General features: G+C 69.2%; 29 protein-coding genes and 4 pseudogenes. 18 read left to right on the top strand and 15 right to left on the bottom strand.

Going from position 1 to position 26,807, the window contains the following annotated elements:
• Positions 1-44: 44 nt before the first annotated feature.
• The 4 genes from AB0269_RS10780 (at position 45) to AB0269_RS10765 (ending at position 3,837) form a co-directional block, all read left to right on the top strand.
• Positions 45-839, top strand: a complete 795-nt coding sequence (locus AB0269_RS10780) for a 6-phosphogluconolactonase (RefSeq protein ID WP_366211185.1) — start codon at positions 45-47, stop codon at positions 837-839.
• Positions 836-1,975 (top strand): N-acetylglucosamine-6-phosphate deacetylase, encoded by a 1,140-nt coding sequence (locus AB0269_RS10775; RefSeq protein ID WP_366211184.1) that lies wholly within the window; start codon positions 836-838, stop codon positions 1,973-1,975. The genes AB0269_RS10780 and AB0269_RS10775 overlap by 4 nt, the downstream gene beginning before the upstream one ends.
• 93 nt (positions 1,976-2,068) lie before the next feature.
• The gene (manD, locus tag AB0269_RS10770; RefSeq protein WP_366211183.1) at positions 2,069-3,307 is read left to right on the top strand and encodes a D-mannonate dehydratase ManD; all 1,239 of its coding nucleotides are present in this window, start codon (positions 2,069-2,071) and stop codon (positions 3,305-3,307) included.
• Positions 3,304-3,837: a gluconokinase gene (locus AB0269_RS10765; RefSeq protein ID WP_366211181.1), complete on the top strand. Its 534-nt coding sequence runs from the start codon at positions 3,304-3,306 to the stop codon at positions 3,835-3,837. The genes manD and AB0269_RS10765 overlap by 4 nt, the downstream gene beginning before the upstream one ends.
• On the opposite strand, the pseudogene AB0269_RS10760 reads toward AB0269_RS10765, so the two are convergent.
• The 4 genes and pseudogenes from AB0269_RS10760 to AB0269_RS10745 all read right to left on the bottom strand — a co-directional run.
• Positions 3,834-4,058: pseudogene (locus AB0269_RS10760) on the bottom strand (integrase core domain-containing protein); the annotation flags it as partial. The gene AB0269_RS10765 and the pseudogene AB0269_RS10760 overlap by 4 nt on opposite strands.
• Positions 4,058-4,213: pseudogene (locus AB0269_RS10755) on the bottom strand (leucine zipper domain-containing protein); the annotation flags it as partial. The pseudogenes AB0269_RS10755 and AB0269_RS10760, both read right to left, overlap by 1 nt.
• Positions 4,214-4,330: 117 nt before the next feature.
• On the bottom strand, positions 4,331-4,483 hold the full coding sequence (locus AB0269_RS10750; RefSeq protein WP_247963099.1) for a hypothetical protein: 153 nt from the start codon (positions 4,481-4,483) through the stop codon (positions 4,331-4,333).
• A gap of 56 nt (positions 4,484-4,539) precedes the next feature.
• A pseudogene (locus AB0269_RS10745) lies at positions 4,540-4,761 on the bottom strand (SDR family NAD(P)-dependent oxidoreductase); the annotation flags it as partial.
• Between the two features lie 66 nt (positions 4,762-4,827).
• Between AB0269_RS10745 and AB0269_RS10740 the strand changes: the two are divergent.
• The 4 genes and pseudogenes from AB0269_RS10740 to AB0269_RS10725 form a co-directional block, all read left to right on the top strand.
• Positions 4,828-5,574: pseudogene (locus AB0269_RS10740) on the top strand (AIR synthase-related protein); the annotation flags it as partial.
• On the top strand, positions 5,571-5,762 hold the full coding sequence (locus AB0269_RS10735) for a hypothetical protein (RefSeq protein WP_366211180.1): 192 nt from the start codon (positions 5,571-5,573) through the stop codon (positions 5,760-5,762). The pseudogene AB0269_RS10740 and the gene AB0269_RS10735, both read left to right, overlap by 4 nt.
• 59 nt (positions 5,763-5,821) lie before the next feature.
• A complete protein-coding gene (locus AB0269_RS10730) occupies positions 5,822-6,145 on the top strand; it encodes a cupin domain-containing protein (protein WP_366211179.1) in 324 nt (107 codons plus the stop codon).
• Positions 6,133-6,501, top strand: coding sequence for a TraR/DksA C4-type zinc finger protein (locus AB0269_RS10725; protein ID WP_366211178.1), 369 nt, complete (start codon positions 6,133-6,135; stop codon positions 6,499-6,501). Before AB0269_RS10730 ends, AB0269_RS10725 begins: the two co-directional genes overlap by 13 nt.
• Positions 6,502-6,508: 7 nt before the next feature.
• Here AB0269_RS10725 and AB0269_RS10720 read toward each other — a convergent pair whose 3' ends face one another.
• On the bottom strand, positions 6,509-7,264 hold the full coding sequence (locus tag AB0269_RS10720) for an SDR family NAD(P)-dependent oxidoreductase (RefSeq protein ID WP_366211176.1): 756 nt from the start codon (positions 7,262-7,264) through the stop codon (positions 6,509-6,511).
• Positions 7,265-7,364: 100 nt separating this feature from the next.
• Between AB0269_RS10720 and AB0269_RS10715 the strand changes: the two genes are divergently transcribed.
• The gene (locus tag AB0269_RS10715) at positions 7,365-8,201 is read left to right on the top strand and encodes a helix-turn-helix transcriptional regulator (protein WP_366211175.1); all 837 of its coding nucleotides are present in this window, start codon (positions 7,365-7,367) and stop codon (positions 8,199-8,201) included.
• Between the two features lie 58 nt (positions 8,202-8,259).
• Here the strand turns inward: AB0269_RS10715 and AB0269_RS10710 are convergent, their stop codons facing one another.
• From AB0269_RS10710 to gnd, 4 genes are all read right to left on the bottom strand, one after another.
• The gene (locus tag AB0269_RS10710; RefSeq protein ID WP_366211174.1) at positions 8,260-8,532 is read right to left on the bottom strand and encodes a metal-sensitive transcriptional regulator; all 273 of its coding nucleotides are present in this window, start codon (positions 8,530-8,532) and stop codon (positions 8,260-8,262) included.
• Complete coding sequence (locus AB0269_RS10705; RefSeq protein WP_366211173.1) at positions 8,529-10,202, bottom strand: FAD-dependent oxidoreductase; 1,674 nt, start codon at positions 10,200-10,202, stop codon at positions 8,529-8,531. Before AB0269_RS10705 ends, AB0269_RS10710 begins: the two co-directional genes overlap by 4 nt.
• A gap of 4 nt (positions 10,203-10,206) precedes the next feature.
• A complete protein-coding gene (locus tag AB0269_RS10700) occupies positions 10,207-10,371 on the bottom strand; it encodes a hypothetical protein (RefSeq protein ID WP_366211172.1) in 165 nt (54 codons plus the stop codon).
• Between the two features lie 96 nt (positions 10,372-10,467).
• On the bottom strand, positions 10,468-11,523 hold the full coding sequence (gnd, locus tag AB0269_RS10695) for a phosphogluconate dehydrogenase (NAD(+)-dependent, decarboxylating) (RefSeq protein WP_366211171.1): 1,056 nt from the start codon (positions 11,521-11,523) through the stop codon (positions 10,468-10,470).
• Positions 11,524-11,763: 240 nt separating this feature from the next.
• Here gnd and AB0269_RS10690 point away from each other — a divergent pair, with 240 nt between their 5' ends.
• A complete protein-coding gene (locus AB0269_RS10690) occupies positions 11,764-12,618 on the top strand; it encodes a hypothetical protein (protein WP_366211170.1) in 855 nt (284 codons plus the stop codon).
• Between the two features lie 23 nt (positions 12,619-12,641).
• Positions 12,642-13,436, top strand: a complete 795-nt coding sequence (locus tag AB0269_RS10685) for an SDR family oxidoreductase (RefSeq protein ID WP_366211169.1) — start codon at positions 12,642-12,644, stop codon at positions 13,434-13,436.
• Positions 13,437-13,458: 22 nt separating this feature from the next.
• Here AB0269_RS10685 and AB0269_RS10680 read toward each other — a convergent pair whose 3' ends face one another.
• From AB0269_RS10680 to AB0269_RS10660, 5 genes are all read right to left on the bottom strand, one after another.
• Positions 13,459-14,910, bottom strand: a complete 1,452-nt coding sequence (locus AB0269_RS10680) for a lipase maturation factor family protein (protein WP_366211168.1) — start codon at positions 14,908-14,910, stop codon at positions 13,459-13,461.
• Positions 14,911-15,040: 130 nt separating this feature from the next.
• Entirely contained in the window at positions 15,041-15,949 is a 909-nt protein-coding gene (locus AB0269_RS10675; protein ID WP_366211167.1) for a glycine betaine ABC transporter substrate-binding protein, read from the bottom strand.
• A 47-nt stretch (positions 15,950-15,996) separates the two neighbouring features.
• Entirely contained in the window at positions 15,997-16,950 is a 954-nt protein-coding gene (locus AB0269_RS10670) for a proline/glycine betaine ABC transporter permease (RefSeq protein WP_366211166.1), read from the bottom strand.
• Positions 16,950-18,251, bottom strand: coding sequence for a glycine betaine/L-proline ABC transporter ATP-binding protein (locus AB0269_RS10665; RefSeq protein ID WP_366211165.1), 1,302 nt, complete (start codon positions 18,249-18,251; stop codon positions 16,950-16,952). The genes AB0269_RS10670 and AB0269_RS10665 overlap by 1 nt, the downstream gene beginning before the upstream one ends.
• A 282-nt stretch (positions 18,252-18,533) precedes the next feature.
• The gene (locus AB0269_RS10660) at positions 18,534-19,796 is read right to left on the bottom strand and encodes a methyltransferase (protein WP_366211164.1); all 1,263 of its coding nucleotides are present in this window, start codon (positions 19,794-19,796) and stop codon (positions 18,534-18,536) included.
• A gap of 61 nt (positions 19,797-19,857) precedes the next feature.
• Here AB0269_RS10660 and AB0269_RS10655 point away from each other — a divergent pair, with 61 nt between their 5' ends.
• The 6 genes from AB0269_RS10655 to AB0269_RS10630 all read left to right on the top strand — a co-directional run bounded on the left by AB0269_RS10655 (position 19,858) and on the right by AB0269_RS10630 (position 24,538).
• Positions 19,858-20,568, top strand: a complete 711-nt coding sequence (locus AB0269_RS10655) for a TetR family transcriptional regulator (RefSeq protein ID WP_366211163.1) — start codon at positions 19,858-19,860, stop codon at positions 20,566-20,568.
• Positions 20,565-21,581 (top strand): ABC transporter ATP-binding protein, encoded by a 1,017-nt coding sequence (locus tag AB0269_RS10650; RefSeq protein WP_366211162.1) that lies wholly within the window; start codon positions 20,565-20,567, stop codon positions 21,579-21,581. The genes AB0269_RS10655 and AB0269_RS10650 overlap by 4 nt, the downstream gene beginning before the upstream one ends.
• Positions 21,574-22,371 (top strand): ABC transporter permease subunit, encoded by a 798-nt coding sequence (locus AB0269_RS10645; RefSeq protein ID WP_366211161.1) that lies wholly within the window; start codon positions 21,574-21,576, stop codon positions 22,369-22,371. Before AB0269_RS10650 ends, AB0269_RS10645 begins: the two co-directional genes overlap by 8 nt.
• Positions 22,372-22,560: 189 nt before the next feature.
• Positions 22,561-22,947 (top strand): GntR family transcriptional regulator, encoded by a 387-nt coding sequence (locus tag AB0269_RS10640; RefSeq protein ID WP_366211160.1) that lies wholly within the window; start codon positions 22,561-22,563, stop codon positions 22,945-22,947.
• On the top strand, positions 22,944-23,852 hold the full coding sequence (locus tag AB0269_RS10635) for an ABC transporter ATP-binding protein (protein WP_366211159.1): 909 nt from the start codon (positions 22,944-22,946) through the stop codon (positions 23,850-23,852). Before AB0269_RS10640 ends, AB0269_RS10635 begins: the two co-directional genes overlap by 4 nt.
• Positions 23,852-24,538 (top strand): hypothetical protein, encoded by a 687-nt coding sequence (locus AB0269_RS10630; RefSeq protein WP_366211158.1) that lies wholly within the window; start codon positions 23,852-23,854, stop codon positions 24,536-24,538. Before AB0269_RS10635 ends, AB0269_RS10630 begins: the two co-directional genes overlap by 1 nt.
• 116 nt (positions 24,539-24,654) lie before the next feature.
• On the opposite strand, the gene AB0269_RS10625 is transcribed toward AB0269_RS10630, so the two are convergent.
• Positions 24,655-25,245 carry a winged helix-turn-helix domain-containing protein gene (locus AB0269_RS10625; protein ID WP_366211157.1) on the bottom strand — a complete coding sequence of 197 codons (591 nt, stop codon included), beginning with the start codon at positions 25,243-25,245 and terminating at the stop codon, positions 24,655-24,657.
• 75 nt (positions 25,246-25,320) lie between these two features.
• On the opposite strand from AB0269_RS10625, the gene AB0269_RS10620 reads away from it, so the two are divergent.
• Positions 25,321-26,721: an MFS transporter gene (locus AB0269_RS10620; RefSeq protein ID WP_366211156.1), complete on the top strand. Its 1,401-nt coding sequence runs from the start codon at positions 25,321-25,323 to the stop codon at positions 26,719-26,721.
• The last annotated feature ends 86 nt before the right edge of the window (positions 26,722-26,807 follow it).

Raw genomic sequence — 26,807 nt, 5'->3', positions numbered from 1 at the left:
ATCCGGACTTGCGCTTGCAACCGGTTGCACTATTGTTGTGTCGCATGAGCACGCCTACGTTCGCCCTGCATGTCCATCCCGATCGCGTCGAGATGGGCCTGAGTGCCGCCCGATCCGCTGCCGCAACGCTGCGTGCAGCCATCGCCGACCGAGGTGCGGCCCGCATGATCGCCGCTGCCGCCCCCAGCCAGCTCGATGTGTATCGCGCTCTTGCGCAGGAGCCGGGGATCGACTGGTCCAAGGTCACCGTGCTGCACATGGACGAGTACGTCGGGCTCGACGCCGCCGCACCCCAGCGATTCGGCAATTGGCTGCGTGCGCACCTGCTCTCCGGGCTCTCGGGAACGCCGGTGTTCCACGCGATGCGCACCGAGCTCGGCGCGGAGCAGTCAGCGGCTGAGTACGTCGCGCTGCTGGAAGAGGCACCGATCGATCTGGTGTGCCTCGGCATCGGCGTCAACGGGCACATCGCCTTCAACGATCCGCCCGAGGCGCGCTTCGACGAAGCATCCCCGGTGCGCATCGTCGCTCTCGACGAAGCCAGCCGCGTGCAGCAGGTGGATGACGAGTGCTTCGATACCCTCGGAGACGTGCCGACCCACGCACTCACGCTGACGATCCCAGCGCTTCTCGCAGGCGCCCACCTGGTGTGCGCCGTTCCCGACGCCCGCAAGGCCGACGCCGTGCGTGCGCTCGTCGAGGAACCCGTGACCGAGGCGTGGCCGTGCACGGTCCTGCGTCGTCACACTCGCTGCGAGGTGCACGTCGACAGCGATGCGGCGTCGCTCATCCCCCTGACCGGACCGGCGCGCCAGCGCGTCGTCGTACACGACTCATGACTCTCCTGCGTGGTCGCGACGTCTTCAGCGGCGAGGCTGTGGAGGTCGTCGTCGAAGGGGACGAGATCGTCGAGATCCGCCCGCTTGCCGCATCCGCCGCGAGCCTGCCGTGGATCGGCCCCGGGCTCATCGACCTCCAGGTCAACGGGCACGCAGAAGGCGATGCGAACGCGGCAGAGCCGGATGCCTCGCAGATCGCCGCGATGTCCCACAGCTTGAGCACTCGGGGCGTCACCCGGTTCCTGCCGACGATCATCACCGCCTCCGAAGCCGACATCCGGGCACGGATCCGCGCCGTCGTCGACGCCTGCGCCGATGCCGCGGTCGCCCGCTCGGTCGCCGGCATCCACATTGAAGGGCCAAGTCTCTCCGAGCAGGACGGGCCCCGCGGTGTGCATCCTCTCGCGCATATCCGTCCTCCTCGCATCGAAGAGCTGCAGCGCTGGCTCGATGCCGCATCGGGTCTGCTCCGCGTCGTCACCCTGTCTCCGCACCACGACGGTGCCGTCGAGGCGACCCGCTTTCTGGTCGCCAACGGCGTGCAGGTATCGATTGGCCACACCCATGCCGACGAGGAGCAGATCCGCGCGGTCGTCGACGCCGGCGCCACACTGTCGACGCACCTCGGCAACGGTGCGCATGGCGTGCTGCCGCGACACCCCAACTACATCTGGTCGCAGCTCGCTGAGCCCCGCCTGCGCGCCGGGGTCATCGCCGACGGTCACCACCTGCCCGACTCCACCCTCGCGACGATGCTGGCGGCCAAGCGCGACCACGGGATCTTCCTCGTGAGCGATGCCGTCGCCACGCCTGCCGCCCTGCGCCACGGCGGCGAGTCGACCGTGGGCGGCGGCGTCGAGCTCGCGTCCGACGGAGCACTGCGACACGTGGCCACCGGCTACCTCGCCGGATCCGTGCAGACGCTTGACGTGGGAGTCGCGACCGTCGCCCGCATCACCGGCTCGCTCGCCACGGCGTACGGCCTCGCTACGCACGCGCCCGCAGCGGCCCTCGGGCTGCCCGCGCTTTGGCGGCCGGGCGCACGCGCGGATGTCGTGCAATTCGAATGGGCTCCGGGCGATACCGAGATCCAGCCCGTGCAGGTGCTCATCGCCGGCGAACCCGCGACCGTCTGACGCCGCCTCTCGCGCCGCGCGCACCGCTGCGCCGTGACATCCCTTCCCATCGATCCAGAACGCTGGCGACCCACCACCCTCATGAGGAGACCCATGACCATCGACAGAGCCGACGTCATCGTCACGAGCCCCGACCGCAACTTCGTTACGTTGAAGATCACCACCGCCGATGGCATCACCGGCCTCGGCGACGCGACCCTCAACGGTCGCGAGCTCGCGGTCGTCGCGTACCTCAGCGAGCACGTCGTTCCGCTGCTGATCGGCGCCGACGAGGACCGCATCGAAGACACCTGGCAGTTCCTGTACCGCAGCGCCTACTGGCGGCGCGGTCCGGTGACGATGGCGGCGATCGCCGCGGTCGACATGGCGCTGTGGGACATCAAGGGCAAGAAGGCCGGGATGCCCGTGTATCAGCTGCTCGGCGGCGCATCGCGAAGCGGGCTGCTCGCCTACGGCCACGCCTCCGGCAAGGAACTCCCCGAGCTGTTCGCCTCGGTGCGCTCCCACCTGGAACAGGGGTATCGCGCCATCCGCATCCAGACCGGCGTCCCCGGGCTGAAGGCGATCTACGGCATCGCTTCGCAGGCGGCTGACACCGGCGGTGGTGAGGCACGCTACGACCATGAACCCGCCCGCCGCGGCGCCAAGCCGGTCGAGGAGGACTGGGACACCCGCGCGTACCTGCACCACCTCCCCGGTGTCTTCGAAGCCGTGCGCAATGAGTTCGGCCCGGACATCCCGCTGCTGCACGACGGCCACCACCGGATGACACCGATCCAGGCGGCGAAGCTCGGCAAGTCACTCGAGCCCTACAATCTGTTCTGGCTCGAGGACTGCACGCCCGCCGAGAACCAAGAAGCCCTTCGCCTCGTGCGCCAGCACACGACGACGCCACTCGCGATCGGCGAGATCTTCAACACCGTCTGGGACTTCAAGGACATCATCCGCGACCAGCTCATCGACTACGTGCGCGGCGCCGTCACGCACATGGGCGGCATCAGCGCGCTGAAGAAGACCCTCGACTACGCGGCGATGTACCAGATCAAGTCCGGCATGCACGGACCCACCGACATCTCCCCCGTCGGCATGGCCGCCGCGATGCACCTGGGTCTCGCGATCCACAACTTCGGCATCCAGGAGTACATGCAGCACGGAGCCAAGACCGATCAGGTGTTCGAGCAGTCCTTCACCTGGCGGAACGGCCTGCTGCACCCGGGCGACAAGCCGGGACTCGGCGTCGAGCTCAACCTGGACGAGGCGGGCAAGTACCCGTACGAGCAGGCCTACCTGCCGTACAACCGCCTCGCCGACGGTACGGTGCACGACTGGTGATCCCCCCGTCGGCCGAAGTCGGCACCTCCCTCGTGGTGATGGGGGTGTCAGGCGTGGGTAAGTCGACGGTGGCGGAGCTGTTCGCGCAGCGCACGGGCCTCCGCTTCGTCGACGCCGACGACCTGCATGGCGCAGCCAACATCGCCAAGATGAGCGCGGGCATTCCGCTCACCGACGAGGACCGTTGGCCGTGGCTCGCCCGGGTGGGTGCCGAGCTGGCGCAGCATCCGCCTGCTGTCGTCGCCTGCTCCGCCCTCAAGCGGGCGTACCGCGATGCGCTGCGTGCGCAGGCGCCACAGACGCCGTTCGTGCTGCTCTCGGCGGATGCCACGCAGATCGAAGCCCAGGTGTCGGCACGCCAGGGGCATTTCATGCCGCCCGCGCTGCTGCGTTCGCAGCTCGCCGCGCTCGAGCCGCTCGGCGACGATGAGCAGGGCATCACAATTGAGGTGGATGCGGCACCAGAGGTGCTCGTCGAACGAGTGCTGCGCCGCTGCGGCATCCGTGTCGTGCACCCGCACGCGAGCTAGGTGTGATGTCCAGGCAGGTTGTTTTCGATCCTGCTGATGGGTGAGGCTCCGATCGCGGAGTGTTGCCTGTGATGATTCTAGAAGTGCAGCCAGCGGGCGAGAGCGTCGCGCCGTGCGGTCTCTGAGGGATAGAGCTTCGCGTAGGCCCACCCGTCGGCGAGGGTGCGGTGGAAGCGCTCGATCTTGCCGTTCGTGTGTGGCCGGTATGGGCGGGTCTTCTTCGCGGTGATCGGAACCGGGCAGCCCACTTCCTGGCAGTGACGGTCGAGACCATGAACATCTTCGCCGCAACCGACGGCAGCCAGCCGTCCTCGACGATCAGGCGCGCAAGCCGGGCACGGGCGCGCGGGGTCAGACCAGCGTTAGCGTGGGACACGAGGGCCTCCAGGTTCGCGAAGCGGGTGAACTCAACAGCTCCACTTCACAACCGGAGGCCCTCGCCTCTCAGACCCTCACGGCCGTGTCGCCGAAACAACGTCCCTAGACATCACACCTAGATCACGCGGTCGTTGCCGCCGTCGACGCTCAGGTGCGCCCCGGTGGTGACGGGCAGCATCTCGCAGAACACCCCGACTGCCTCTGCAACCAGGGAACTCGTGACTTCTGCTCCGAGCAGATTGCGCGTGCGGTACTCAGCGACGGACATGCCGTGCGCCGCTCCGCGCGCTGCGCGAGCAGCTCGGGCGTCCAGATACTCGTATCAAAAACGGCATTGGGCTCGACTTGATTGACCCGGATGCCGTCGGATGCCCACTCGAGCGCCAGCACGCGCGCGAGTTGTGCTGCGGCGGCTTTGCTTGCTGAGTACGCCGGGACCAGGCGCGGCGACGTTCTTGGTCGAGACGAGCACCAGCCGTCCTCCGCGCGGCGATCGCGCCAGCAGTGCGTGGACGCTTCGCGCCAGACGGGCGACAGCGGAGACATTGACGCGCAGCGCACGGTCCCATTCGTCGTCCTGCAGGTTCGCCACTGGGGTGCTCGCCGGGAAGATCCCCGGAGAATCCCGAGGTCATGTGGCAGTTCGGGCAGACGGTCGACGGCCTCGCCGACGGATGCTACGAGCTCGGTACCCCCGTCACCGGCGGCAACGTCTCGTTCTACAACCAGACCGGCGACGTCCCGATCCACCCGACCCCGCTGGTCGGCGTGCTCGGCATCATCGACGACGTCTCGCGCCGCATCCCGTCGGGATGGCAGGACGAGGGCCAGAACATCTACCTGCTCGGAACCACCCGGACCGAGCTGTCGGGCTCGGCCTGGGCCGACGTCGTCCACGACCACCTCGGCGGGCTCCCGCCGAAGGTCGACCTCGCCGCCGAGAAGACCCTCGCCGGGCTCATCGGCGCAGCCCGCGACGAGTGGCTGATCTCCTCCGCGCACGACGTGTCCGAGGGCGGCCTCGCGCAGGCCCTCGCCGAGGGCGTCATGCGCTTCGGCGTCGGCGCGCGCGTGTGGCTGACCGAGCTCATGGAGCGCGACGGTGTGGATGCCGCATCCGCTCTCTTCTCGGAGTCGACCGGCCGCGTCATCATGACCGTCCCCCGCGAGGAGGATGTGAAGTTCCGCGGCCTCTGCGAGGGACGCGGCTACCCCGTGCTGCGCATCGGCGTCACCGACACCGTCGCCGACCTCGAGGTCACGGGGCTGTTCACGGTGAGCGCCGCCGAGCTGCGCGAGACCTCGCAGGCCACGCTGCCCGCCGCCTTCGGCCCGACCGTCGCGGAGCCGGTGGCGTGAGCGAGCTCAGCCGCCGCGAGCCGAACGAGCCGGCACGGAACCAGCCGGCCCATGACGGCCTCAGCGAGGACTACGGCGATCTCGGCGAACGCCGCAATCGCCGTATCCGCGCGGTCGCGTGGGTCGCGATCATCTCGCTGATCCTCGTCGGCGGCGGCGCCACCGTGCTGAGTCTGCTGTTCGGCTGAGGCTCGCGCTTCCGGGTCGCCGGTCCGACGCGTAGCCTCGGGTGGGAACGGAGGGCACCATGACGATTCAGCCGATCGACGTCGCCCGCGACCAGGACATCGAGGGGCACCTCCTCGGCTCGCCGGTGAGCATCATGCGCGAATACATCGAGACGCCGGGGCGCGGCCCGCGGCTGCACCGGCATCCCTATGCCGAGACGTTCGTGATCCGCGCGGGCCGGGCGCTGTTCACGGTCGGCGAGGAGCAGATCGTCGGCGTCGGCGGCCAGATCCTCGTCGTGCCCGCGCTCGTGTCGCACCGCTTCGAGGTGCTCGACGGCGGCACGTACGAGGCGACGCACATCCACGCGAACGACCGCTTCGTCACGGAATGGCTCGAGTAGCCGTGCCGGACGACGAGCTGCGCCCGCTGCTCGAGGTGCTGCGGCGCCAGGCCGCCGACCGTGCGGCGGCGCTGGAACAGACGCTCGCCGAACTCACCCACGACCGCAGCAGTCAGAGCGACGACGACGAGCACGACCCGGAGGGCGTGCCGCTGTCCGCGGAATGGTCACGGCTGAGCGGACTGCGCGACGCCGCCCGTGAGGAGCTCGATCAGGTCGACGCCGCGCTCGCCCGCATGGATGCCGGCACCTACGGCGTCTGCACGAACTGCGGCCGCGGCATCCCGATCGCGCGCCTGCGCGTGCGTCCGTTCGCCGAGCTCTGCGTGCCGTGCGCCGAGAGGCTCGGGCGCTGAGCGCGGGTCAGGCGACGGCAGCGCCGTTCAGCACCGCGATGACCTGTGCCTGATCCCCTCGGGCCTCGCCGTAGCGCAGGAACTTCACACGCTCCACCAGCACCTCGGTCGCATCCGGCTGGGTCTCGAGGATGCTCATCGTCTCGTCGATGTAGTCGTCCAGCGGCATCGCGTGCGGGTCGTCGGCGTGACCGGGCATGAGGTCGGTCTGCACGGACGGCGGCACGAGCTCGACGATGCGCACGCTCGTGCCGGCGAACTGCAGGCGCAGCGTTTCACTGAGCTGGTGGATCGCCGCCTTCGTCGCGTTGTACGTGGGCGTGAACCGCAGAGGCGCGAACGCGAGGCCTGACGAGACGGTCATGATCGTGGCATCCGGCTGGGCGAGCAGGTGCTCGGCGAACGCCGCGATCAGCCGGATAGGCCCGAGCACGTTCGTCGTCACGGTCGCCTCGGCCGTCTCGAGGAATCCGGGTGCGGTCCAGTCCTCCGCCCGCATGATGCCGGCCATCGGGATGAGCACGTTGAGATCCGGATGCCGCGCGATGACCTGGGCGGAGGCGGACGCGATGGATGCGGCATCCGCGGTGTCGATCCGGATCGTGTCGATGCCCGGATGCTGCGTCGCGATCTCGTCGAGGAGCTCCGTGCGCCGCCCGCCGACGATCACCTGGTTGCCGGCCTCGTGCAGACGCAGCGCGAGGGCGAGGCCGATGCCGCTGGTCGCGCCGGGGATGAACATGGTGTTTCCGTTGATTCGCATGATCCGAGTGTCTGCGCCATGCGACGGGCGCGGCAGAGAGCGCTTGTCGGGGGACCGGCGATCCCTGGATGCCGCGATGCGAGGCGCGCATGATGGATGCATGGATCGTGCAGCCCTCGCCGACTTCCTGCGCACGCACCGGGAGCAGCTGCGCCCTGGTGACGTCGGCCTGCCGGCGGGGGTGCGGCGCCGGGCGATGGGGCTACGACGCGAAGAGGTGGCGCAGCTCGCGCTGATGTCGACCGACTACTACACCCGCCTGGAGCAGCAGCGCGGACCGCAGCCGAGCACGCAGATCCTCACCTCGCTCGCCAGGGCGCTGCGCCTGTCATCCGACGAGCGCGACTATCTGTACCGCGTCGCCGGGCACGCGGTACCCGACCGGATCGGCCCGTCCGACCATGTCGCCCCTGCCCTGCAGCGGGTGTTCGATCGGCTCGACGATACCCCGGCGCTCATCATCTCGAGCCTCGGCGAGACGCTCGTGCAGAACGCGCTGGCGGCAGCGCTGCTCGGCGACAACGTCGGCTTGTCCGGCTTCGAGCGCTACGAGCCGTACCGCTGGTTCCTGCAGCCCGAGCGAGCCCGCGCCCACTACCCGGAGGACGATCATGCCCGCAACAGCCGCGCGCAGGTCGCCGGTCTCCGCGTCGCCTACGGCGCGATGGGTCAGCGGTCGCAGGCCGGGGCCCTCGTGGCCGAGCTGTCACGGCACAGCGAGGAGTTCCGTGAGCTCTGGGACCGTCAGGAGGTCGCGCAGCGGTTCGCCGATCACAAGACGCTGATCCACCCCGAGGTCGGGCCGATCGAGGTCGACTGCCAGGTGCTGTTCACCGAGGACCGCGGGCAGGCGCTCCTCGTGCTCACCGCCGCACCCCGCAGCGACGACGAGGAGAAGATCCGGCTTCTGCGGGTGGTCGGCGCGCAGCGGTTCTGAGCGGCAGCTCCGAGTCGGCCTTGCGCACCCCGCCCCGCGTACGTCTCCGACCGGCAGCTCAGGCCAGCGTCAGGAACAGCTTCTCGAGCTCGCCGACCGTCGGGGCGTCCTCGTCAGCGGACTCGTCCTCGGTCATGCAGTGCCGCAGCGCGGTGCTGATCACGGCGAAACCGGCCCTGTCGATGGCCTTGCCGACCGCGGCGAGCTGGATCACCACGTCGCGGCAGTCGGCATCGGCCTCAATCGCGTCGATGACGGCGCTGAGCTGACCGCGGGCGCGCTTGAGGCGGTTGACGACCTTGCGGATGTCGTCGTCGGGTGCGTTCGTCATGCCCATTCCTTCGTCAGGGTGCTGCGGGTTCCGGCCCGCCAGGTGAGGTAGCCGCCGTCAAGGTTGCGCGCAGCGCGCCCGTGCTGGCGCAGCAGGCGCACGGCGGTGTGTCCGCGCTGGCCGACCTGGCAGTGCACGATCAGTTCGCCGGCCGGAAGCTCGTCGAGCCGGTGGCGCAGCTCATCGACCGAGATGTTGATGCTCCCGGGGATCGCCCCGGCGGCGTTCTCACCGGCCGAGCGGACATCGACCACGGTCGCACCGGCGGCGACCGCCGCGTCGATCTCGTGCCACTGGATGCTCTCGGTCAGTCCGGTCGCGGCGTTGTCGGCGATGTAGCCGAGCATGTTCACGGCATCCTTCGCCGACCCGAACTGCGGGGCATAGGCGAGTTCCAGCCGGCTCAGCTGCGAGGCGGTGAGCCCGGCCTGCATGGCGGTCGCGATGACGTCGATGCGCTTGTCGGCACCGTTGCGTCCGAGCACCTGCGCACCGACGATGAGATCGGTCTCGGGGTCGACGAGCAGCTTCATGGTGAGGCGCTCGGCGCCGGGATAGTAGCCGGCGTGATCGGTCGGGTGCGCGTGGATGACCCGGTGCGCGCGGCCAGCTGCCCGCAGCCGCTTCTCGCTCCACCCCGTCGTCGCCACGGCGAGACCGAAGACCCCGACGATCGCCGTGCCCACGGCGGGCGGCGCGTCGGAGGGCCGCTCATCGACGAGCCCGGCTTCCCATGCGATGGCGTCAGCCGCCGTGCGGCCGTGCCGATTCGCGAGCCCGGCCATGGTGACGAGGGTCGGCTCCGCCGAGATCGCGTCGAGCTTCTCGGCCGCATCGCCCACCGCGAAGATCGTCGGGTCGCTCGTGCGCTGGTGCGCGTCGACGGCGATGCCGCCCGTGGGCCCGATCGCGAGTCCCGCATCGACGGCGATGGATGCCGCGGGCGCCACCCCGCGCGCATCGATGACGATGTCAGCCTCGACGGTCGTGCCGTCGTCGAGGTGCACACCGTCGACGTCGACGGAGGCCACTGTGGTGCGGGTGCGCACGTCGACGCCGTTGTCGACCAGAGTGTCGAGCACCACAGTCGCCATCTCGGGGTCGAGCGGGCTGAGCGGATGCGCACCGTGCTGGATGAGCGTGACCTCGAGCCCGCGGTGCGCGAGGTTCTCGACTGCTTCGAGGCCGATGAACCCGCCGCCTGCGACGACGGCGCGCCCGGCGCGGGGCAGGTCGGCGAGGGCGAGGGTGATCCGGTCGACGTCGTCGATCGTGCGCAGGGTCGAGACGACCGGGCCGTCCTGCTGCCCGAACGTGCTGCGCGCAGCGGCACCTGCGGCGATGATGAGCCGGTCGTAGGTCTCGGTGCGGACCTCGCCGGAGCGGACGTCGCGGATGCTCACGGTCCGGGCATCCCGGTCGATCCGCGTCACGACGCTGCCGGTGCGCACGTCGAGGTCGAACCGCGCGCGCAGCGACTCCGGGGTCTGCAGCAGCAGGGCGTCGCGGTTGCAGATCACGCCGCCGACGTAGTACGGCAGCCCGCAGTTCGCGAAGCTGACGTAGTCGCCCTGTTCGACCACGATGATCTCGGCATGCTCGTCGAGTCGGCGCATCCGGGTTGCGGCCGACATGCCGCCGGCGACCCCGCCGACGATGATCACGCGCACCGGATCACCGGCCGAACAGCTTGGCGAAGAACCCGGACTCTGCCGGGTCGTTCTCGTGACCGGGGCAGCGGTCGGCCGGGCGCACACCCCGCATGACGCTGTCGACGTGCTGGCCGCATCCGGCCCACGTGGTCTTTCCGCACGTACGGCAGGCGACTGCTCGGCACATGTTTTCTCTCCTCGGTCGTGGAACGTCCGATCGAGTGTAACAGATACCCCTAGGGGTATTTTTGAGAAGTATCAGCACGTCCCGGTGCGAAGCGCCTCACTCCGAGTCGGCCTTGCGCGCCCCTGCCTCGAGCACGTCGCCGGCCGGGAGCTCCTTGTGGCCGCCGAACTGCAGCCGCATCGCCGAGAGCACCTGGTTGGCGAACTGGTCCTCGTCGCGCGAGGCGAACCGCTCGAACAGGGATGCCGCGAGGACGGGCACCGGCACCCCGACGTCGACCGCGGCCTTGACCGTCCAGCGACCCTCGCCCGAGTCCGACACCCGGCCGGCGAGCCCGTCGAGGGCGGGGTTCTCCGTCAGCGCAGCCGCGGTGAGATCCAGCAGCCACGATGAGATCACCGACCCGCGGCGCCACAGCTCCGACACGGCGGCGGTGTCGATGGGGAACTGGTAGAACTCCGGCTCCTCGAGCGGGGCGACCTCGGCGGAGTGCTCGGCCTCGCGCACGCCGGCATCCGCGTTGTGGAGCAGGTTCAGGCCCTCGGCGATCGCGGCCATGATGCCGTACTCGATGCCGTTGTGCACCATCTTGACGAAGTGCCCCGAACCCGCGGGACCGGTGTGCAGGTAGCCCTGCTCCTCGGGGGCGAGGTCGCCGGTGCGGCCGGGCGTGCGCTCGATCTCGCCGACGCCCGGTGCGATCGTCTTCAGGATCGGCTCGATGTGCGCGTAGGCGCGCTCGGACCCGCCGACCATCAGGCAGTAGCCGCGTTCGAGGCCGAAGACGCCGCCGCTCGTGCCGATGTCGACGTACTCGATGCCCTTCTCGCGCAGCGCCGCAGCCCGGCGCACATCGTCGCGGTAGTTCGAGTTTCCGCCGTCGATGAGGATGTCGCCTTCCTCCAGAACGGCGGCCACCTCATCGGCGACCTGCCCCGTGAGGGATGCCGGCACCATCATCCAGACCACGCGGGTCGGCTGCAGCTTCGCGGCGAGGTCCGCCATGCTCTCGGCACCCGTCGCACCCTCCGCGACGAGAGCGGCGACGGCATCCTGATTCACGTCGTAGACCACGCAGTCGTGGCCGTCGCGCATGAGTCTGCGGACGATGTTCGCGCCCATCCTGCCGAGTCCGATCATGGCCAGTTGCATGTCTGCTCCTCCCGTTCGGGCTCGCGATGAGCCGATCCGTGGTCATCCTGACACGGCATCCCGGCCCGCGCCACCGGATCGGCACCCCGCGCACCCGCCGCCGTCCTCGTTGTTCTCTTCTACGAGACCGACCTGGTCTTCTACGAGACCGACCTGGTCGCGCCAGGGGCTCGAGTCCCTGAAACTCGTGATGATCGTCACGGAGTACGGCGCATCCACGCGGACTAGGCTGAAGCCATCATGCAAGAGTTCTGGCAGTGGGCGGGCAGCTTCTGGTGGCTCATCTTCCCGATCATGGGAATGGCCGGCGGAGCCGCCAAGGCGTGGGAGCGCGCCGCGAAGCGCCGGCACGAGCGCCGCCTCGAGACCCTGCGTGTGAAGGGCGAGATCAAGGCCGCGCAGTACGCCGCGCGAGGGCAGGCAGTACCGACGAGAGCGAAGGCGAAGGAGGTCGCGTCCGATTCGCAGCTCTCGTCGAAGGAGCTGCTCGAGCGCCTGTTCGCCGAGCACGATGAGATCACCGCGCGCTGGCTGGACTACGAGCTCGACGTCGCGAAGCTCATCGCCTACCCCGCCATGAGCGACGGGCGCCAGCCGCTGACCGCCGCGTTCCTGCGGGCGAAGAAGACTGCAGACAACCTGCGTCCGTCCTCGTCCGGCGCGAAGGTCTCCGAGCAGCAGGTCAGCGAGTACCTGGATGCCGTCGGCAACGCCGCAGTCGCATTCGAGATCGCCGAGAAGGATGCCCGCAGACTGCGCAACTCCACGTTCAGCGAGGCCGAGCGCAAGAAGCTCGAACGGGCCGAGAAGCTGCTGAAGGTCGCCGTGGACGAGTCGGCCACGCAGGCCGAGCGCAACATCGCCTACAAGCGGGTGCGCGAAGAGCTCGACGGACTCATCGTGCTGAGCGAACAGGCCGTCGAGGTGCTCGAGAAGCAGGTCGCGCGGGAGATCACCGGGCCCACTGCTGCGGCGACTCCCTCAGCCGAGCGCGTCGCCGACCAGACGCCGGACCCTCTGCCCGTTCGCAACACCCCCGCGGCCGGAAGCCCGACCCCGCACAACCCGATCCACCGCCCTGAGGAACAGAGCTGAGGACAGAGCCGAGGAGAGCTGACGTGAAGATCGATCTGAGCGGCAGAAGCGCGCTCGTCACGGGATCCACGCAGGGCATCGGTCGCGCGATCGCGGCGACGCTCGCGGATGCCGGCGCCCGCGTCGCCGTCAACGGCCGCAGCGCCGAGAGCGTGGCATCCACGATCGTCTCCCTCCTCGATGAGGACCCGGCCCGCGACCTCGTCGCCGCACCCGGCGATGTCACCGATGAGGCCGGTGCGGATGCCGTCATCGCCGCGACCGGCGACATCGACGTTCTCGTCAACAACCTCGGCATCTTCGGCGCGACGCCGCCGCTGGAGATCACCGACGACGAGTGGCGGCGCTACTTCGAGGTGAACGTCCTCGTCGCGGTGCGGCTGATCCGCGCGCTGCTGCCCGGCATGAAGGAGCGCGGCTGGGGCCGCATCCTGAACATCGCCAGCGACTCGGCGATCGTCATCCCCGCCGAGATGATCCACTACGGCATGTCGAAGACGGCTCTGCTGGCCGTCTCCCGCGGCTTCGCGAAGGATGCCGCAGGCACCGGCGTCACCGTCAACTCGGTGATCGCCGGCCCCACGCACACCGGCGGCGTGGAGACGTTCGTGTACGAACTCGTCGACTCCGCCCTGCCGTGGGACGAGGCGCAGCGCGAGTTCATGCGCCTGCACCGGCCGCAATCGCTGATCCAGCGACTGATCGAGCCCGAGGAGATCGCGAACATGGTCGCATATCTCGCCTCGCCCCTGGCATCCGCGACCACCGGCGCCGCCGTCCGGGTCGACGGCGGCTACGTCGACTCGATCGTCCCGTAGGCGGTCACGCCGTCGGGGCCGATCACCGCAGCCCGATCGGGCCGAGCACGGTCCCGCGGCGGTCACGCACCCACACGGCTCCGCTCTCTCGCTTCTCCTCCCGCGTGGTGAAGCAATACCGGTACGACACAGCACGAACCCAGACCGGGCGCTCGCCGTCGAACGGATCGGTGCGCAGCAGCGCGAGAGTCGGGGCATCCGCCTCGAGCAGCCGCACGAGGAACACCGTGAACCAGTCCTCGAGCGAGCGGCCGAGCGGCAGGAACCACATCAGCCAGTCCAGCCGCAGATGGTACGGCGCGAACTGCCGGGGAACGCGGCGCACGTCCCCCGGCTTGCCGGTGAACTCGTACTCGCGCCAGTCTCCGGCATCCGGGTCGACAGCCAGGGTGCCCTCGACGACGATCTCGATCCGCTCCTTCGTCACGGTGCCGAACGCGCCGTAGGCGTTCGCGAGCTGCCAGCGGTTGAAGCTCGCGTTCATGAGCTGCCGACGGGCGAAGAGGTTGCGCAGCGCGGGCCAGCTGAGCGCGAGATACAGGATGCCGACGACGGATGTGATGACGATCCAGTAGAGGGGGATGCCCGGCGCCGATGGGCGCGCAGCCGGAAGCCCGATCGCCGAGAACGCGATCACGATCGTGGCCCAGTTCAACCAGGCGAAGTTGCCGGTCAGCACCAGCCACACCTGGGTCGCGATGACGATCGTCCCGGCGACTGCGCCGACGATGGCCGGCGCCGGGCCGATGCCCGGTACGAGTCCGAGCAGCGGCGCGAACAGGAAGAACGGCACGACCAGCTGCGCGAAGTGGTTGCCCAGCACCTCGCCCTTGTGGAACCACCGCGGCAGCAGATGCGCCTGACGGCTGAGCGGTCCGGGCATCGGCTGCGTCTCATGGTGGAACGTGAGCGCGGTGAGGTCGCGCCACTCGCGCCCGCCGCGGATCTTGATCATCCCCGCGCCGAACTCGAGCCGGAACACCAGCCACCAGAACAGCACGATCACGACGGTCGGCGGCGGCTCGCTGCCCGACCCGAGGAACGCCGCGAGGAACCCGGCCTCGAGCAGCAGCATCTCCCACCCGAACCCGTAGAAGGTCTGCCCGATGCTCGAGATCGACATGTAGCCGAGCCAGAGCACCAGGAAGCAGATCATCGGCACCCAGGGCGGGGCGAGCTGCGGGATGCCGGCGATCAGTGCCACCGCGACAAGGATCCCCGCCCAGCACACGGCGGCCAGCCGCCGGTCGGTGTAGCGGATGCGTGTGAAGACGGTGGGGCGCAGCATCCGTTTTCGCGCCTTCGACGTGCCCGCCCAGTCGAGCAGTTCTGGGGCCGGGAGCAGCCCGCGCTCACCGCACAGCGCGCGGAACTGATTCAGTGACGAGACGAACGCGACGACGTACAGCGCCGCGATGCCCCGCTGCAGCACCTCGCGCGCGAAGCCGAAATCGACCGCGGCGAACCCGTCCATATGCCCATGATCGTCGGCAAGCGCGTCCGGGGACAGGCCTTGCACCCGCACCGAGCGGAAACGCGACGCGGGCACGAAGAAGCCCCGGCCGACCCTTGCGGATCGGCCGGGGCTCGGTTGAGCCGAAGGCTTACTCGACGACCCAGTCGAACTGGGCGCCGTTCTCCTCGAGCCACTTGTCGACGGCGTCGGCCTCCTGGCCCTCGCCGAACTCGTTCACGACCATGTCCTCGAGCGAGCCGTACTGCGCGTCGTCGAGCTTGATCTGCTCGACGAGCTCAGCGGCCTCGGGGAACTCCTCGGCGAAGCCCTTGTGACCCATGAAGTTCAGGGTCTCAGGGGTGCCCATGGCGCCCTCCGGGTCCTCGAGCGTCTTGACGTCGTACGAGCTGTTGGCCCAGAACGGCTTCCACAGCGTGACGACGACGTCCTCCTCGTTGTCGATCGCCTCGCCGAGCACGGTCAGCATGGCGGCGGTCGACGAGGTCTCGAGCGTGTACTCGCCCTCGAGGCCGTAGGTGGGGATCATCGAGTCCTGCGTGACACCGGTGAGGCCGGCGCCCGGCTCGATGCCGATGATCTTGCCGTCGAACATGTCGGCATTGCCCTTGAGGTCGGCGATCGAGTCGATGTCGGTGTAGCTGGGCACCGCGATCGTCAGGACGGCGTTCTCGTAGTACGCGCCGAGGTCCTCGAGGTCGTCGCCGTACTCCTCCATGTACTTCGCGTGGGTGACCTCGGGCCACGCCGACGGGTACATGTCGACGTCGCCCTGGGCGAGGCCGGTGTACAGCGGGCCCGCCTCGGTCAGCGTCTGCATCTCGACCGTGTAGCCGAGCTTCTCGAACTGGTCCTGAAGCAGGTACGCCATGCTCAGGCCGTCGGTCCAGGAGGGGAGGAACCCGAGCGTGATGGTGCCCTTGCTCTCCTCCCCGCCGTCGCCTCCGGCGGTGTCGTTGCCCGTGGCGCACCCCGCGAGGGCGAGGGATGCCGTGAGGCCGAGTGCTGTGATGGCTGTGATGTGCCGGAACTTCTTCATGGTGCTTCCTTTCGTATGTTCTGCTGCGTTTCGTATGGGTTCAAGGGTCAGGGTGCGCGCCGCAAGCCGGCGGCGGCCGCCCGGTCGGACTCGACGGAGGACGGAGCATCCGTCTTCTCGCCGCGCTGTGCCGCGCGCCGACGCGCGAGCATCCCCAGCAATGACGACGGGTACTCGTTCGGCGTTCCCAGGGCGGCTGTGACGCGATCGAGGTAGACGGCCAGCAGCACAATGGCGAGGCCCGCCTCGGCGCCCTTGGCGATGTTCACCGTCGAGATGGCCTCGACGACGAGCTTGCCGAGTCCGTCGGTGCCGGCCATGCCGGCGATGACGGCCATCGAGAGCGCGAGCATGATGACCTGGTTGACGCCGGCCATGATGGTGGGCATCGCCAGCGGCAGCTGGATGCCGCGCAGGATCTGCCCCGGCGTCGCACCGAACGCGTGGCCGGCCTCGACGGTCTCGGAGTCGACGCCGCGGATGCCGAGCTCGGTCATGCGCACCCCGGGGGGCAGCGCGAAGATCACGGTGGCGACCAGGCCCGGCACGACGCCGATGCTGAAGAAGATGATCGCCGGGATCAGGTAGACGAAGGCGGGCATCGTCTGCATGAAGTCGAGGACAGGCTTGAGGATCATCCGCACCGTCGCATTGCGCGCCGACCAGATGCCCAGCGGGATAGCGATGAGCACGGCGACGAGCGCCGAGACGATCACGAGCGCCAGCGTCTGCATCGACGGGATCCAGAGGTTCATGCTGAGGATGAGCAGGAACAGCACGACAGTGCCGACGGCCATCCAGACCGACCGGACGGCCCAGGCGATCAGCGCTGCGATGATGATCACGACCACCAGCGGCGTGCCGACCAGAATGTCGGTGAGCCCGTCGACGAGGAACTTCACGACGAAGGAGATCACGTCGAGCAGGCCCTTGAGGTTGTCCTTGACCCAATCGACGGCGACGTCGACCCACTGTCCGAGCGGAATGCGGAAACCGTCCATCAGCGCACCTCCTCCTCGGTCGCGGCGGCGTCTCCGGTGGCGGCATCCGCCTCTCCGAGCACGGCGTCGATCTCAGCCTGCGGAACCGGCAGGTGCGGCAGGGTGATCTCCTCGGTCGAGTTCGGCCCGGGGCCGAGCGCGGCCAGCAGGGTGATGCGCGGGATGACTCCGACGAGGCGCCCCTCGGCATCCACCACGGCGAGCGGCAGCGGCGACTCGACAGCGGGCACGAACAGGTTCATGAGGACCTCGTCCTCGGACACCGACTGAGGCACGGGCTTCAGGATCGACGTCAGCGCGGCGTCGCCCTTGCGGACGAGCTTGACGGCATCCCGGTCGGTGACCATGCCCAGGAGCTTGCGGTCCTTGCCGGTGACGTAGGCGGCCGACATGTACGCGTCGCGCATCTGGCGCAGCGCCGTGCGGGGGCCGCCCGACTCGGCGACGACGGGGCGCGGGCGCTCCATGACGTTGGATGCCGTGAGCACGCGTGCGCGGTCGACGTCCTGCACGAACTGCTCGACGTAGTCGTTGGCGGGGTCGGTGAGGATGTCCTCGGGGGTGCCGATCTGCACGATGCGGCCGTCGCGCATGACGGCGATGCGGTCGCCGAGGAACATGGCCTCGTTGAGGTCGTGGGTGATGAAGACGATGGTCTTCTGCAGCTTCTCCTGCAGCTCCACGAGCTGCTCCTGCATCTCGCGGCGGATCAGCGGGTCGAGGGCGCTGAACGCCTCGTCCATGAGCAGGATCTCGGTGTCTGCGGCGAGCGCACGGGCGATGCCGACTCGCTGCTGCATGCCGCCGGAGAGCTCGCTGGGCAGCTTGTCGCCCCAGCCGTCGAGCCCGACCATCGCGAGCACCTCGTCCGCCTTCGCGCGGCGCTCGGTCTTGCTGACGCCCTTCAGCTCGAGCGGGTAGGCGACGTTGTCGGCGACCGTGCGGTGCGGCAGCAGCGCGAAGTGCTGGAACACCATCGACACGTTGTCGCGGCGGATCTCGCGCAGGCGGGATGCCGGGACGCCGGCGATCTCGTCGCCGCCGACCACGACGGAGCCGTCCGTGATGTCGTGCAGGCCGTTCAGCATGCGGATGATGGTGGACTTGCCCGAGCCGGACAGGCCCATGATGACGAAGATCTCGCCCTTGTTGACGGTGAAGCTCGCGTCGATGACGGCAGCGGTTCCGGCATCCTGCACGTCGGTACGGGACGCTCCGGACTTCAGCTTCTGGACTGCCTGCTTCGGATTGCGTCCGAAGACTTTGAACAGATGGCGCGCTTCAAGTGCGGTTTCGGTCACATTTCCCCCGCGGCCGCCGATTGTTCGGGTCTCGGAAGCCGCTTCGATTTGCGCCCGGGTGATGTTCGCATGACCGTTTCGACAAGCTGCGCTGGCGGCGCTGACGGCGGGTTTCGGCCCCACCGCACGAACATCGACCATACGTCCACGCCTCTTCGCAGCACAGCACATTCGAAAGAAGGACGCGGCCGCGGACTGGTCTCAGACCAAAAGGCCTACATTTCAACGTAACAACTATGAGGACCTTTGTCTAATGTCGACAATCTGCGGAGCAGACAGAAGTCAGCGTCGGATGCTGCGCGTCACGGTGAACTTGGGGGTGCGGTGCAGCTGCTCGGTGGGCCCGACGAGCGTGCTGAGTTCCGGCTTGTAGCCGAGGTGAGAGTTGTAGACGGTGAGCAGCTCGCCGCCGGGCTTGAGGATGCGGGCGGCGGCCGCGAAGAGCTTCGTCGCCGCCCCCGCGTGGATGCTCGCGCCAAGGTGGAACGGAGGGTTCAGCAGAATGAGATCTGCGGACTGATCGGGGATTTCCGAACCCGCATCGTCGTGGATGACTTGGGCGTTGATGCCGTTCGCGGCAAACGTGGCGCGAGCCGATGCCACGGCCGCAGCCGAGCGGTCGGTGGCGATCACCTGCGCGCCGGGGTGCGTCAGCGCGCAGGTGGCGGCGAGGATGCCGGTGCCGCAGCCGAGATCGACGACGCTTATGGGACGTGGAGAGTCCGATCCCTGACGCTTCGACAGGCTCAGCGGTCGAAGGGGCGGACGCCCCAGCACCTCGAGCAGCACGCGCGTGCCGATGTCGAGCTTCGCTCCGGCGAACGCCCCGCCGTGCGCGACGACCGTGAGGGGCAGCTCGAGCCCGGGAACCACGAGCGATGCGGTCATCGGGAAGGGCGGCTCCGCCGGAGCATCCCGGGGCCCGCTCGCCATGATCAACCGCGACTTCCGCTCGGCGCGCTGCGGCTGCACGGTCTCGAAGCTCCTCCCGAGCAGCTCGTTCTGCGTCAGCGTCATGTGCTTCACGCGCCCGCCGGCGATGAGCGTGACGTCCGGCGCCGCCCACCGCGCGACGGCATCCGCGATCTCCTCGAGTTCGGCGAGCGACTTGGGCAGCTGCAGCAGCACGAGCCACGCGCCCGTCAGCAGGGCAGGACCGAGTTCGCACTCCACGAACGCCGGCCGGTCGGTGGCGATTCCCAGACGCTCCGCGCTCGCGTCGGCGCGCTGCTCGTCGACACGCCGCGATTCCCCCGCATCGTCCGGGATTCGGGACGGTCGACCGAGCCCGAGCTCCTCGGCGTTGCGGGCGAGCGCCCGGCGCCCGGTCGCGAGGTCCTGGTGCACACGGACACCGCGGATGCCGGCATCCGTCAGCGCCAACGTGATCGCTCCGTACTCGTCGCCGATCACGGCGATCTCGTCGCCCGGGACTCCGGCGGGGAGCGCGGTGCGGACGAGGAGCTCGTCCGTGGCATCCCACGCCTGCAGATTCGGCGCCTCGACATCGGGGAAGCGGCGCAACGCGGCGTAGGAGAAGTCCACCTCCCCAGCGTAGGTTCAGCGCCTCTTGACAGCGACTGAACACCTGTTTAGTCTGCTGTACATGCGTTCAGCAGCCGATGACCTCACCGCCCGCGCCCGCATCCGCGACGCCGCGATCATCGCGTTCGCGCGCGACGGATTCGACGCCACGAGCATGCGCACGATCGCGGCGGACGCCGGCGTGAGCGCCGCGCTCATCGTGCACCACTTCGGCGACAAGGCCGCCCTGCGCACGGCCTGCGACGACTACGTCGTGAGCGTCTTCACCGACGAGCAGCACGAGCTCATCGCCGCTCCCACCGCCGACCGCATCCGGACTGCCCTGCACGACCTCGATCGCTACGGCCCGTACATCGACTATCTCGGGCGCATGCTCACCGGCGACTCCCCTGCCGCGGCGCACCTGTTCGACACGCTGCTCACCGCGACCGGGGCCGTGTTCGACGAGCAGCGATCCGCCGGTCTCCTCGAGCCCATGAGCGACCCCGAGATGACGACGCTGCTGGTGACGATCCTCGGGCTCGGCCACGTCGTGCTGCGCACCCAGATCGCCAGGGCACTCGGTGAGGACGGCCTCGGCTCCGCCGGGCTCCTGCGCGCGACGCTGCCGACCATGGAGCTTCTCACCCACGGCGTCTACGCCACCGACGTGTTCCTCGAGGGTACACGCCAGGCGATGGGCTCCACCGAGACTGCAAGGCCGCGCCGAGACAGCGGCGAAGCCGCGCAGTCTCGGCGCGGCCTTGCAGTCTCACGAGAGGAGGAGTCATGAGCGACACGATCGAGGTCTCTGCGCTGCACAAGCGTTACGGGCGCAACGTCGCCCTGCACGAACTGGACCTGCGCGTGCGGCGCGGCACGGTCTTCGGCCTGATCGGGCCGAACGGCGCCGGCAAGACGACGACCCTGCGCACGCTCCTCGACGTGATCCGACCCTCGTCCGGGACGGTGCGCGTGCTCGGCGAGGACCCGCGCAGCGGCGGGGCCCGGCTGCGACGGCGGATCGGCTACGTCCCGGGCGAGCTGCATCTCGAGGGCCGCGCCAGCGGCCACCGGCTGCTCGCCTTCTACGCCGAGGTGTCGGGGAGCTCCGGCGACTCGGCATCCGTCCTGGCCACCGCGCGCGACCTCGCGGACCGACTCGGCGTCGACCTGAACCGCCCGGTGCGCACGCTGTCGAAGGGCAACAAGCAGAAGGTCGGGCTCATCCAGGCGTTCATGCACCGGCCCGAGCTGCTCATCCTCGACGAGCCCACGAGCGGACTCGACCCGCTCGTGCAGCGCGAGTTCCTGACGATGGTGCGGGAGGCGCGGGATGCGGGCCAGACCGTACTGCTCAGCTCGCACGTGCTCAGCGAGATCCAGCAGACCGCCGACGAGGTGGCTGTCCTCGCGAACGGTCGCATCGTCGCCGACGGCGACGTCGCCTCGCTGCGGCTGGGGTCGATGCGGCGCGTTCGCGCTCGCATCGGCGGTGCGGATGCCGCAGCCGCGCGAGCCGCGTTCGAAACCGTACCGGGGGTCGAGGGGGTGGATGCCGGCCCTTCGACAGGCGCAGGGACCGGCGCGGGCGCCGACGGCGTCCAGCTGTCCGCGACGGTCGAGGGCGCGATCGATCCCTTCGTGAAGGCTCTCGCGCAGTACGACGTGCACGAGTTGACGGTCGAAGAACCCGACCTGGAGGAGTCCGTCCTGCGCCTGTACGGGGATGCGGCGTCGTCTGCTCCGCCGGCTCCAACCAGACGACAGCGGCGGCTCGGCGGGAAGGAGGGCGACCGTGGCTAGCATCCTGCCGGTGTTCCGGCGCAGCATGCGCGAATCGTGGCGCAGCCTTCTGGGCTGGACCATCGGCATCGCCGGCGTCCTCTTCCTCTACCTGCCGCTGTACCCGAGCATCGGGGCGAGCGACCAGATGAAGCAGCTCATCGACTCGCTGCCGGAACAGCTCGTCGACACCCTCGGCTACAACCAGATCACCAGCGGCGCCGGATACACCGAGGCGACGTTCTACGGACTGATGGGCTTCCTGCTGCTGACGATCGCGGCCGTGATGTGGGGATCGTCGCTCGCCGCGGCCGAGGAGAGCGGACGCGCCGAGCTCGACCTAGCGCATGGCATCGGACGCGGGTCGTACGCGCTGGAGACCGCTCTGTCGGTGCTCATGCGACTGCTGTGGCTGGGCGTGTTCGCCGGCCTCGTGATCTGGGCGCTGAACGGTCCGGCCGAGCTCGATCTCGAGCCCGCTCGCATCGTCGGCGCGAGCGCCGGGCTGGTCGGGCTGGCCTTCCTCACGGCATCCGCGGCGCTGTTCGCCGGAGCCCTCACCGGGCGCCGCATGTGGGCGACCGGGGTCGGCGCCGGCATCGCCGTCGTCGGATACATCCTGCAGGCGGTCGCCAAGCAGTCCAGCGACCTCGAGTGGCTGAACGCCGTGTCTCCGTACGCATGGGTGTACCACCGGTCGCCGCTCGCCGAGGGCGTCGACGAGGGCGGCCTCGCGCTGACCTGGGCTCTCGCCCTGGCGCTCACCGCGGCATCCGCCCTGGCGCTCCGCGCCCGCGACCTCCGCGGCTGACACGCCCCGCTCCCTCCTCCCGCCGGGCACAACTTCGGATCCGGCATCCGATACGCCGATGTACGCGGCGACGGCCCGGCGCGTCGCGCCCCGGGTCCGAAGTTGTGCACGGGGACGCGAGGGGTTGACACGCTCCGGGTTTAGTGGTTCATTAGTCGAGTAACTAACCACCTAACCCGCGGAGGCACCGTGATCGAAGAAGGCAAGGCGCTCTTCATCCAGATCGCCGAGCAGATCGAGGACCAGATCCTCGACGGTTCGCTGACCGAGGAGTCCAAGGCGCCCTCGACCAACGAGCTCGCCGCCTTCTACCGCATCAACCCCGCCACCGCCGCCAAGGGAGTCGCCATGCTCACCGACAAGGGCGTGCTGTACAAGCAGCGCGGCATCGGCATGTTCGTCGCCACCGGCGCACGACAGACGCTGCTCACCGAACGGCGATCCGCCTTCGCCGACCGCTACATCGACCCCCTGCTCGCCGAGGCCCGCACGCTCGGGCTCGGCGCAGACGACCTCGCCGCCCTGCTGCGTGAACGCGCAGTCGCGGCATCCGCATCAGAAGGGAACCCCGCATGACCGCCGTCATCGAGGTGCAGAACCTCACCAAGCGCTACAAGGACACCGAGGCGCTCGCCGGCGTCTCGCTCAGCATCCGGCCGGGCTCGATCTACGGCTTACTCGGACGCAACGGCGCCGGCAAGACCACGCTCATGTCGATCCTCACCGCACAGAACTTCGCCACCTCCGGCGAGGCGCGGGTGTTCGGCGAGAGCCCCTACGAGAACCCGCGGGTGCTGAGCCGGATGTGCTTCGTCCGCGAGAGCCAGAAGTATCCCGACGACGCGACACCCCGCCACGCCTTCACGGCGGCGCGGCTGTTCTTCGCGAACTGGGACCAGGCGCTCGCCGACCGCCTCATCGAGGACTTCCAGCTGCCCATGAAGCAGACCATCAAGAAGCTCTCGCGCGGCCAGCTCTCGGCCGTCGGCGTCATCATCGGGCTGGCATCCCGGGCCGAGGTGACGTTCTTCGACGAGCCGTACCTCGGACTCGACGCCGTCGCACGGCAGACCTTCTACGACCGCCTGATCGAGGACTATGCCGAGCACCCCCGCACGATCATCCTCTCGTCGCACCTGATCGACGAGGTCGCGAACCTCATCGAGCGCGTCATCGTGATCGACAAGGGCCGCATCCTGCTGGACGAGGAGACGGATGCCGTGCGCGATCGCGCCGTGACCGTCGTCGGCGACGCGGCCAAGGTCGACGCCTGGGCCGCCGGCCGCGAGGTCCTCCACCGCGATGAGCTCGGGCACGTGGCATCCGTCACAGTGCTCGGCCACCTCTCCGGTGCGGAGCGGGCGGAGGTCGCGGCATCCGGTCTCGATCTCGCCCCCGTCTCGCTCCAGCAGCTCATCGTCCGCCTCACGCAGAAGGCCGGCGCCGAGGCGCTCGCCGCCGACACCCAGGAGGTCCGCTGATGTCCCGCACGCTGAACGTGATCCGTCTGCAGCTGATCAACAGGCAGACCTTCATCTGGGTGCCGCTGATCGTCCTCGCATCGGCCGTGCTCGTGTCGGTGCTCATCTACGCGATGATCCCGACGTCGGAGCCCAAGTACGGCGGCGGCGGGCAGGCGCCGCTCTGGGTGTTCTTCGCCGTGGGCCTGTCGGCCATGACGATGACGTTCCCGTTCTCGCAGGCCATGAGCGTCACCCGGCGCGAGTTCTTCCTCGGCACCCTCATCACCGCAGTGCTCGCCAGCGCCTTCATGGGTGTGCTGTTCCTCATCGGCGGCGGCATCGAGATGCTGACGAACGGCTACGGCGTGAACGGCTACGTGTTCCACCTGCCGTGGCTGTGGGAGGCGGGCCCGCTCGGAGCCTTCATCGTCTACTTCGCGCTCGCGCTGTTCTTCTTCGTCGTCGGCTTCACGGGCGCGACGGTGTACAAGCGCTGGGGACCGGTCGTCCTGACCATCGCGTCGCTCGCGCTGGCGCTGATCCTCGTCGGGCTCGCCTTCCTCGTCACCCGCCTGGAGATGTGGGAGCAGGTGTGGATCGGCATCCTCGATCTCGGCGCCCTGGGCCTCGCGCTGTGGGGACTGGTCGTGGTCGCGCTGCTCTCGGTCGTGTCGTTCCTCGCGTTCCGGAGGGCGACGCCGTAGCGCCATGTTCACAACTCCTCACGAATCGGCCCGATCGCGCACGCCAGCTTCGCGATCGGGCCGATTCACGCCTTCTTTGAGGAGTTGCGAACCCTGTTCGTGCTGACGCACGTCGCTCAGATCTGGTCGTCGGCGCCGATGATGTCGAGGTTCCAGAAGCGCGAGTCCGGATCGTCGGGGTCGTGCGCGTCGGTGATCTCGGTGATCACCTCGTTGATGCGCCGCTCCATCTCGCGGAACTCCGCCTCGGTGAGACGCAGGTTCCGCTGCGAGAACGTGCCGTGCTGTGCGGCGTCCCGGCCCGAGACGTACTCCGCCGACCAGGTCAGCACGCGCCTGGCCATCGCGAAGTGATCTTCGACGAGAGAGGACATCACGGCGGCGCCGAGCAGCTCGTCCTCGACCGGATGCTCCGGAGAGCCGATGTTCCACGCTCCCTCGACGCCCTTCCAGACGCGGTCGCGCTTGTCGCGCGCGTGCTCGGGATCCTCTTCGATCATCCCGGCATCCGCCAGCACCCGCAGGTGGAAGCTCACGCTGTTGGCGGGCACGTCGAGGTCGGCGGCGATGTCGGCGGCGCGCGCATGCCCCCGCGCGGCGACGGCCCGCGCGATGCGCCGACGCAGCGGATGCGAGTACGCCTTGAGCATCGCCGTGGTCGCGTGGCGCTCGTCGGGATGCACGGGCTTTCGCTGCTCGTCCGTCATAGCCCAATCCTACCCACAAGAAAACTTGCGCAACTTCTATTGCGCAATTCTCATTGCGGAATTACCATCGTCGACATGAGCACCGCGACCACTCCGCACAGCCTGATCCGCAACGGGCGCTATGCCGCCTGGCTCGTCAGCGACACGGCGAAGGGATTGGCGAGCGCGCTGTTCGGCTTCGCGATCCCGCTCATCGCCCTGTTCGTCACGAACGAGCCCGCTCAGGCGGGCGCCATCAGTGCCGTCGGCATGACGATCCGCACGCTCACGACGATCTACGGCGGCGTCCTCGCCGACCGGCACCGCCGCATCGCCCTGATGGTGACCGGGTCGCTCGTCGGCGTCGTCCTCTCCGTCGCCTTCACAGTGCTGGCACTCACCGACGCGCTGACGTTCGTCACGCTGCTGGTCATGGAGATCCTGCTCGCCGCCCGCACGGGCCTGTTCGACATCGCCGGCGAGAGCGCGCTCAAGGAGATCGTGCCGGACGACGCCATGGGTCGGGCGCAGGCCGCGAACCAGGGTCGGGATGCCGTTCTCCAGCTCGCCGGCGGGCCGCTGGGCGGCGTGCTGCTCGCCGCAGGCACCTGGTTGATCGGCGCCGCGATGGCCGTGTGCCACGTCGTCGCCGCGGCGACCGCGTGGATGCTGCAGCACTCGGGCCGCACGCACGCCGAGGTCGCGTCCCGAATCCCAGACGCTGACGGCGCGTCGGATGCCGCGGCCGGCGAACACGCCGCGGGCGCGGCAGATCATCTGGGATTCGGCGCGGTGGCAGACGCGGATGCCGCGGAAGCCGGCCTTCTTGCGGCCGCCGTGGCCGCGGGCAAGCCGAACGCGATGCGGGAGATCGTCGCGGGGTTCCGCTGGCTGTTCTCGCGCCCCGACCTGCGCGGAGCCCTCTTCGTCGCCACGATCATCAACCTCGGCTTCAGCACGGCGATGACCACCGTCATCTACGCCCTGCAGCAGCAGGGGCACTCCCCCGTGACGATCGGGTTCCTGGCCACGGGCGCCGGAGTCGCGATGCTCGCCGGAGCGCTGGTCGCGCCGCTCATCGTCTCGCGCGTCCGCGCGGGCACGATCATCATCGGCGGGCTCGCCGTCTCAGCCGTCGGCGTCTTCTGCCTCATCCCGATGCATGCGCCGGTGGCTCTGGCCCTCGTGCTGGCCGGCATCGTGTTCTTCATCCCGGCCGTGAACGCCGCGCTGATGGGGTACTTCATGGTGGCCACACCCACCCAGATGCTCGGGCGGGCGAACAGCGCATCGGCCGTCCTCGGCATGGGCGCCATGCCGCTCGCTCCGCTCATCGCGGGGGTCGGGCTGTCGCTGATCGGACGGGAGGCGACTCTGGTGGTCGGCGCCGCCCTGTGCGCAGCATCCGTTCTGCTCGCCGTCGCGACCGCCGCGCTGCGCGCGCTCCCGGCGGAGTCGGGGTGGGCGGCTCACGCCGCGCAGTTCGCGATCCGCTGACCCGGGCGCCTGCCCGCGCGGCACCGCGTTCCGAGCACAGCTTCGGATGCCGCGGGCGACGCGCCGCAGCATCCTGGCCCCACCCG

The organism is Microbacterium sp. NPDC077644, from assembly GCF_040702785.1.
Lineage (GTDB): Bacteria > Actinomycetota > Actinomycetes > Actinomycetales > Microbacteriaceae > Microbacterium.
This window is presented reverse-complemented; position numbering and strand designations above follow the sequence as displayed.

What these genes read in the sequence shown, in the direction of transcription:
- AB0269_RS10780 (WP_366211185.1), top strand. Translation starts at nt 45, where the DNA reads ATGAGCACGCCTACGTTCGCCCTGCATGTCCATCCCGATCGCGTCGAG.
- AB0269_RS10775 (WP_366211184.1), top strand. Translation starts at nt 836, where the DNA reads ATGACTCTCCTGCGTGGTCGCGACGTCTTCAGCGGCGAGGCTGTGGAG.
- manD (WP_366211183.1), top strand. Translation starts at nt 2,069, where the DNA reads ATGACCATCGACAGAGCCGACGTCATCGTCACGAGCCCCGACCGCAAC.
- AB0269_RS10750 (WP_247963099.1), bottom strand. Translation starts at nt 4,483, where the DNA reads ATGTCCGTCGCTGAGTACCGCACGCGCAATCTGCTCGGAGCAGAAGTC.
- AB0269_RS10730 (WP_366211179.1), top strand. Translation starts at nt 5,822, where the DNA reads ATGACGATTCAGCCGATCGACGTCGCCCGCGACCAGGACATCGAGGGG.
- AB0269_RS10725 (WP_366211178.1), top strand. Translation starts at nt 6,133, where the DNA reads ATGGCTCGAGTAGCCGTGCCGGACGACGAGCTGCGCCCGCTGCTCGAG.
- AB0269_RS10720 (WP_366211176.1), bottom strand. Translation starts at nt 7,264, where the DNA reads ATGCGAATCAACGGAAACACCATGTTCATCCCCGGCGCGACCAGCGGC.
- AB0269_RS10715 (WP_366211175.1), top strand. Translation starts at nt 7,365, where the DNA reads ATGGATCGTGCAGCCCTCGCCGACTTCCTGCGCACGCACCGGGAGCAG.
- AB0269_RS10710 (WP_366211174.1), bottom strand. Translation starts at nt 8,532, where the DNA reads ATGACGAACGCACCCGACGACGACATCCGCAAGGTCGTCAACCGCCTC.
- AB0269_RS10700 (WP_366211172.1), bottom strand. Translation starts at nt 10,371, where the DNA reads ATGTGCCGAGCAGTCGCCTGCCGTACGTGCGGAAAGACCACGTGGGCC.
- gnd (WP_366211171.1), bottom strand. Translation starts at nt 11,523, where the DNA reads ATGCAACTGGCCATGATCGGACTCGGCAGGATGGGCGCGAACATCGTC.
- AB0269_RS10690 (WP_366211170.1), top strand. Translation starts at nt 11,764, where the DNA reads ATGCAAGAGTTCTGGCAGTGGGCGGGCAGCTTCTGGTGGCTCATCTTC.
- AB0269_RS10680 (WP_366211168.1), bottom strand. Translation starts at nt 14,910, where the DNA reads ATGGACGGGTTCGCCGCGGTCGATTTCGGCTTCGCGCGCGAGGTGCTG.
- AB0269_RS10675 (WP_366211167.1), bottom strand. Translation starts at nt 15,949, where the DNA reads ATGAAGAAGTTCCGGCACATCACAGCCATCACAGCACTCGGCCTCACG.
- AB0269_RS10670 (WP_366211166.1), bottom strand. Translation starts at nt 16,950, where the DNA reads ATGGACGGTTTCCGCATTCCGCTCGGACAGTGGGTCGACGTCGCCGTC.
- AB0269_RS10655 (WP_366211163.1), top strand. Translation starts at nt 19,858, where the DNA reads ATGCGTTCAGCAGCCGATGACCTCACCGCCCGCGCCCGCATCCGCGAC.
- AB0269_RS10650 (WP_366211162.1), top strand. Translation starts at nt 20,565, where the DNA reads ATGAGCGACACGATCGAGGTCTCTGCGCTGCACAAGCGTTACGGGCGC.
- AB0269_RS10635 (WP_366211159.1), top strand. Translation starts at nt 22,944, where the DNA reads ATGACCGCCGTCATCGAGGTGCAGAACCTCACCAAGCGCTACAAGGAC.
- AB0269_RS10630 (WP_366211158.1), top strand. Translation starts at nt 23,852, where the DNA reads ATGTCCCGCACGCTGAACGTGATCCGTCTGCAGCTGATCAACAGGCAG.
- AB0269_RS10625 (WP_366211157.1), bottom strand. Translation starts at nt 25,245, where the DNA reads ATGACGGACGAGCAGCGAAAGCCCGTGCATCCCGACGAGCGCCACGCG.
- AB0269_RS10620 (WP_366211156.1), top strand. Translation starts at nt 25,321, where the DNA reads ATGAGCACCGCGACCACTCCGCACAGCCTGATCCGCAACGGGCGCTAT.